At 74.1% G+C, this 6,333-nt stretch carries 5 protein-coding genes; 2 read left to right on the forward strand and 3 right to left on the reverse strand.

Translation table 11 applies throughout. The annotated features are described in order from the left end of the window. Window positions 1-32 precede the first annotated feature (32 nt). Window positions 33-1,241: a phosphotransferase gene (locus tag EDF34_RS07385; protein WP_123370570.1), complete on the reverse strand. Its 1,209-nt coding sequence runs from the start codon at window positions 1,239-1,241 to the stop codon at window positions 33-35. A gap of 6 nt (window positions 1,242-1,247) precedes the next feature. Continuing rightward, on the reverse strand, window positions 1,248-1,778 hold the full coding sequence (locus EDF34_RS17510) for a hypothetical protein (protein ID WP_158615059.1): 531 nt from the start codon (window positions 1,776-1,778) through the stop codon (window positions 1,248-1,250). A gap of 83 nt (window positions 1,779-1,861) precedes the next feature. Here EDF34_RS17510 and EDF34_RS07395 point away from each other — a divergent pair, with 83 nt between their 5' ends. Next, complete coding sequence (locus tag EDF34_RS07395; RefSeq protein ID WP_123370571.1) at window positions 1,862-2,473, forward strand: alpha/beta family hydrolase; 612 nt, start codon at window positions 1,862-1,864, stop codon at window positions 2,471-2,473. Between the two features lie 172 nt (window positions 2,474-2,645). Continuing rightward, window positions 2,646-4,778 (forward strand): MMPL family transporter, encoded by a 2,133-nt coding sequence (locus tag EDF34_RS07400; protein ID WP_123370572.1) that lies wholly within the window; start codon window positions 2,646-2,648, stop codon window positions 4,776-4,778. A gap of 81 nt (window positions 4,779-4,859) precedes the next feature. Here the strand turns inward: EDF34_RS07400 and EDF34_RS07405 are convergent, their stop codons facing one another. Beyond that, the gene (locus EDF34_RS07405; protein ID WP_123370573.1) at window positions 4,860-5,429 is read right to left on the reverse strand and encodes an O-acetyl-ADP-ribose deacetylase; all 570 of its coding nucleotides are present in this window, start codon (window positions 5,427-5,429) and stop codon (window positions 4,860-4,862) included. Window positions 5,430-6,333: the final 904 nt, after the last annotated feature.

Below are 6,333 nucleotides of genomic sequence, written 5' to 3' on the forward strand. Positions count from 1 at the left end.
CCTCGGCGCGCAGGGTGACGGGCGGAGCGCGATCAATGGGCGGTGAGGTCCTCCGCGTCGGTCAGGAGGGCGTCCGCGGAGGGGCCGACGCCCGGGCGGTGGACCGCGCCCGCGGCCAGCGAGAGCAGGACGCCGGCCGTGCGGACTCGCAGCGCGCGCTCGTCGACGAGGGCCACCGCCTGCCGCCACCAGCGGTCGGCGACGGGCCGGCCCGCCTCGCCGAGCGCGAGGGCGTGCGCGAGCAGGCACGCGAGGTCGTCGACCCGGTGCCCAGGGCCGACCGTGTCGACGTCGAGCAGGCCGGCGACCACCCAGCCCGTCGCGCCTGATCGGACCATGAGCTGACCCTCGTGGAAGTCGCCGTGGGTCGCGACGACCGGCCCGAGGTCCACGTCCTGCGCCACCAGGTCGGCCAGCGCGTGGGCGCGGGCGGCCAGGGCAGGGTCGACGGCGACCGCCTCGGCGTAGCGCGCCGCCCGGTCCGACCACGCCGTCCGGGCGGGGAGCGCCGCCGCCGCGGCGGGGACGCGGTCGAGCAGGTCAGAGAGCGCGTCGAGCTCCAGGCCGCGGGCGTCGTCGGCGACGATCGCCTCCAGCAGGGGCACGCCGTCCGCGGGCGCGAGGACGACGAGGCCGTCGTCGGTCGCCGCCGTCACGGCCGGAACGGGCAGGTCCGCGAGCAGGGCGTGACGGTGGCGGACGTCGTCGGCGCCCCCGCGGCCGCCGGGGCGGAGCACCTTGACCCAGTGGACGGCGCCGCCGCACTCGACGCGCAGGACCGCACGGCGCAGCGGCCGGTAGCCGACGAGCTCGAGCGCGGTCACGGGTCCGTCGCCGGGGAGGACGGCAGCGAGCGCTCCGAGGTCGCACGCCGTGCCGAGCGCCGGCAGCGCGGGGTCGTGCGGGTGCCGCCAGGCGACGACGCGGCCGTCGGGGCTCTCGAGGGTCACGACCCTCGGCGCGTCCGGCGGGATGTCGCGACCACGCGTGGAGCTCAGGTGGAGGTACTCCTGCGCACGCTGCCCGTCGGGCGCCTCGACGTCGACGACGAAGCCGACCGTCACCCCGTCGCCGGGCCGGTGCTGGACCTCGTGGACGCGAGCCGCGACCCGCCGCAGCCCTGCGGTGCCCAGCGCGAGGTCGAGCAGCTGCTCGCCCGTCGGGCCGGTGAGCGCGGCCAGGGCGGCGGCCCCCTCGTCGAGCGCGAGGGGGCCGCCGCCGTGCACCGGGGTGCGCGTCACGGGTCGTCAGCCGGCGCTCGGCGCGGAGACCGGGCTCACGGGGGACGCGGGTGTCAGCGGCGACGCAGGAGTGACGGCCGTGGCGGGCGAGACCGGGGACGCGGGCGTGACCGCCGACTGCGGCGTGACCGGGGAGGCCGGGGTGACCGCGGACGCCGGCGACGCGGGCGTGACCGCGGAGACCGGGGTCGCGGGAGTCGCCGCGGTGATTGGGGTGGCCGGGGTGGCCGGGGTGGCCGCCGTGCCGGGGGTCAGGGCGGTCACGCTCGTGACGACCGACGAGTTCGCGGTCCGGGTCGGGTCGGAGGCGCCCGGGCTGGGTGCGCTCGCGCTCGGCGTCGCGGCCGGGGTCGGCGTCGCGGCCGAGGTCGCCGCCGTACCCGACGGGGCCGGGCTGGTCGTCGTCGGCCCGTCCGTGCCGCTCGGCGACGGCGTGGGCGTGGCGGCCGAGGCGGCCGACGTCAGCGAACCGCCGGCGACGGCGAGGACGCCGAGCGTCCCGGAGACGATCCAGACCTTGCGGGGCAGTGCCTTCATGGTGGGCTCCTGGTGTGCTGGTGGTGGGGAACTGCTGGTGGGACCACCGTCGTCGGCGCGCATGAGATCCGAAGGAGAGCCGGATGAGACGTCTCTCATCCGGCGGCGATCGCTACCGTGTGCGGGTGAGCACCGTCGTCGCCGGACTGCTGCTGACGCCCGGTGCGAGCGCCGGGCGCGACCACCGCACGCTCGTCGCGCTCGAGGAGGCGGTCGCCCCGCTGCGCGTGCGGCGCATCGACTTCCCCAACCGGATCGTCGGCAGCAGGGCACCCGACCGGCCCGGGCCCGCCGTCGCGCACCTGCGGGCGCAGGCCGACGACTTCGCCGCCGAGCTCGGCGTCCCGCCCGAGCAGATCGCCCTGGGCGGGCGGTCGTTCGGGGGGCGGATGAGCTCCATCGCCGTCGCCGAGGGGCAGCCCGCGGCGGGCCTGGTCCTGCTCTCCTACCCGCTGCACCCGCCCGGTCGGCCGGAGACGCTGCGGATCGAGCACCTGCCCGACGTCCACGTGCCGGTCCTCGCGGTGTCCGGAGAGCGGGACCCGTTCGGGTCGCCCGACGAGCTCGTCGAGCACCTGGCGCTCGTCGGCGGACCCCTGACCACGGTGTTCGTCCCCGGCGACCACTCACCGTCGAACGACGGCGCGGTCTGCGCCGCGGTCGTCGACTGGCTGCGCGCCCTCGGTCAGGGCTGACCCCCTCCCGCCGGGCGGCCACCCTGAGAAGTATCTGAGTGACACCCGGACGACCCTGAGGAAGATGTCGGGGGTGTCCCTGATGGTGGCCGAGGTGTCCGGACCGGAAGCCTGAGAGCCGCACGGCGCCGCCGGCGCCACCCTGTCGTCGTCGACTCCCAGAGGAACCGCCATGTCCAAGGTCGCGGGCTGGATCACCCACCGCTACATGAAGTTCGTCGTCATCGCCTTCTGGCTGGTCGTCGTCGCCCTGCTGGGCCCGCTCGCCGGCAAGCTCACGGGCGCCCAGGACAACGACGCCGCGAGCTGGTTGCCCGCGAACGCCGAGTCCACCCAGGTCATCGAGGTCGCCTCGAGCTTCGTCTCCTCCAACACCATCCCCGCGGTCATCGTCTACGAGAACCCCGACGGGCTCACGCCCGAGGACCTCACGGCGATCGCCGCCGATGCCCAGGAGTTCGGGACCCTGGACACGCTCGACGGGGAGGTCGTCGGGCCGATCCCCTCCGAGGACGGCCAGGCGGCGCAGATCATCGTGCCGCTCGACCTCGGCAAGGACGGCTGGGACCTGGCCGCCGACGCGGTCGACGACCTGCGCGCCACGGCGGAGGACGGGCTGCCGGACGGGGTCACGGTCTACGTCACGGGCCCCGCCGGGCAGGCGGCGGACTCGTCGAAGGCGTTCGAGGGCATCGACGGGACGCTGCTGTACGCGGCGGCCGGTGTCGTCATCGTCATCCTGCTGCTGACCTACCGCAGCCCGGTGCTGTGGATCCTGCCGCTCATCTCGGCCGGTGTGGCGCTGACCGTCGCCCAGGCGGTGATCTACCTGCTCGCCGAGAACTTCGACCTCACCGTCAACGCTCAGAGCGCCGGGATCCTCACGGTGCTGGTGTTCGGAGCAGGCACCGACTACGCCCTGCTGCTCACGGCGAGGTACCGCGAGGAGCTGCGCAGGCACACCAACAGGCACGAGGCGATGGCCGTCGCCCTGCACCGCGCCGGCCCGGCGATCATCGCCTCGGGCGCGACGGTCGCGCTCGGCATGCTGGTCCTGCTGTTCGCGACGATGAACTCGACCGCGGGCCTCGGGCCGGTGGCGGCCGTCGGCGTGATCGTCGCGCTGCTGGTGATGCTGACGCTGCTGCCCGCGCTGCTCGTGCTCGTCGGGCGCTGGATCTTCTGGCCGCGCACCCCGCACGTCGGCGACCACGAGCCGACCGAGGACGGCTTCTGGGCACGCGTCGGCGGCCGCATCTCGCACCACCCGCGGCGGACCTGGATCGGCACGGCCGCGCTGCTGGCGGTCGCGACGATCGGGGTCGTCCAGCTCAACCCGACGAGCCTGACCACCGAGCAGCAGTTCACCACCGAGCAGCCGTCGGTCGTCGGCGAGCAGGTCCTGGCCGAGCACTTCCCCGCCGGCGCGGGCTCGCCCGTCGTGGTCATCGCCAACGCCGAGCAGGCTGACGCGGTGCGGACCGCGTTCGCCGGGGTCGAGGGCATCGACCCGGCCAGCGTGACCGAGCCGGTCGTCAAGGACGGCACGGCCTACCTCGAGGGCACGCTGACGTCGGAGCCGGACAGCGACGAGGCCTTCGACACGGTCGACCGGGTCCGGGACGCGGTGCACGCCGTGCCGGACGCGGACGCGCTCGTCGGCGGGACCACCGCCGTGACGCTCGACGTCGAACGGGCCTCGACCCGCGACACCATCGTGATCATCCCGATCATCCTGCTCGTGGTGTTCCTCATCCTCGCGGTCCTGCTGCGCGCGATCCTCGCGCCGGTGGTGCTCATCGGGACCGTCGTGCTCTCGTTCGGTGCGGCGATGGGCATCTCCGCGCTGTTCTTCCGGCACGTGTTCGGGTACGCGGGGGTGGACACCGGGTTCCCGCTGTTCGTCTTCGTGTTCCTCGTGGCGCTGGGGATCGACTACAACATCTTCCTCATGACGCGCGTGCGGGAGGAGGCGCTGCGGATCGGGCACCGGCGGGGCTCGCTCGTCGGGCTGGCTGCGACGGGCGGGGTCATCACCTCGGCCGGGCTGGTGCTCGCGGGGACGTTCGCGGTGCTGGGGACGCTGCCCCTGGTCTCGTTCGCGGAGATCGGCTTCGCGGTCGCGTTCGGCGTGCTGCTCGACACGCTCATCGTGCGGTCGGTGCTCGTCACCGCGCTGAACCTCGACATCGGGCAGCGCATGTGGTGGCCGTCCACGCTCTCGCGCCAGCCCGAGCCCGCCGAGCCCGGACCGGGGCCGGACCCTGACCCGGCGGCACTGCGCGAGCCCGCACCGGTGGGGTAGCGGGTCCGCTCGCACCCGGGCGGTGAACCGATGGGTGAACGACACGCCGCATGTTCCGCGGCGTGTCGTTCACCCACGCGTTCACCGCTGCGTCGGTGGCTGCTCGGCGAGCCGGCGCTCGAAGGCGGCGAGCGCGTCGGCCGAGAACAGCACGAAGCGCGCGAGCTCGATGCCCGTGGGGTGGCGGTGGCCGGGCTCCCACGAGTCGTCGGCCCCGGACTGCCACGCCCGCACCGAGGCGACCGCGATGCGCGCGACCTCGTCCATGTCCCAGCCGTACACGCCCCCGCTGATCGCGGGGAACGCGATGCTCGTCGCACCGACCTCGACCGCCAGCTCGAGCGCCGTGACGAAGCACGACGCGAGCATCCCCGGGGAGCGCTCGCCCGCGTGCCAGTTCGGCCCGACCGTGTGGACGACCCACCGGGCGGGGAGGTCGAACCCGGGCGTCACGGCCGACGAGCCCACGGGCAAGCCGTCGGGGTACGTCGTCCGGCGCAGCTCGCGGCAGGCCTCCAGCAGCGCCGGGCCCGCGGCACGGTGGATGGCTCCGTCGACCCCGCCTCCCCCGAGCAGCCCGGAGTTCGCGGCATTGACGATCACGTCGACGTCCTGGGTGGTGAGGTCGCCCTGCACCGCTTCGATCCGCATGCGTCCATCCTCGCCCCCGGCATGCCACGGCACAGCACGGTGCCGTGCCGGAGTGACGTGACGTCGGAGACAAGGCAAGGCCCCTCGGACGCTTACTCCGAGGGGCCTTCACCGGTCTTCAGGCTAGCCGGGGGCGGCGCCCGAGCGGGTGAACGACACTCGCGTTATCCACAAATTCCGTCCACACCCCTGTGTTCATCCCGTGTTTCCGCAGGCCAGCCTGTGGACACCCCTGTGGAGTAAACGGTGGATAAAGAAACCCTCCAGAAGCCCTTGCGGGGGTCCACGGGACAGGACTAGAAATCACACATCGACCTCGACGGATCGAGAACCGCAGAACAGAAGGAGCCCCTCGGGGAGCCGGACGGCCAGCGGGGACAGGTCCGGTGAGGACGGGCCGACCGGAGAACGGACGACCAGATCGGGCGGGGAGACCTGCTCGACCCGCGGATGACGACGCGGGGGTCGCTACGGACCGGAAGGCCGAGTGCAGTGGACCCGCCCGCAGCGGACCGGCTCGCCGGATCGCTGGGTGTCGGACCAAGCCGCACCGTCAGCGCGGCGCTCGTCACCGGCCTCGCCGGGGACACGTGGCCTGCGGTCACACGAAGGCCCCTCGGACGCTTACTCCGAGGGGCCTTCGTCGTCCCCGGGCGCGCGGGTCGCCCCGCCTCGTGGCGCCTCCCCGCGCGGGCCGCTCCGCCGCGTGGCGCCTCCCCGCGCGGGTCGCCCCGCCTCGCGGCGCCTCCCCGCTCGCGTCGTCGGGCGATCGTTGAAGGGTTCGTTGAAGCACTCGCGCCGCGCAACGACGGCGGTCTCAACCAGTCATCGCAACATGCTTCTCGGATGGGCTCTTGGTCTGGGTCGAGCGAGGGGTTGAGGTTGATGGTGCGTCGGGGCAGGT

Origin of the sequence: Cellulomonas sp. PhB150 (assembly GCF_003755175.1) — a bacterium.
In the GTDB taxonomy this organism is placed as follows: domain Bacteria; phylum Actinomycetota; class Actinomycetes; order Actinomycetales; family Cellulomonadaceae; genus Cellulomonas.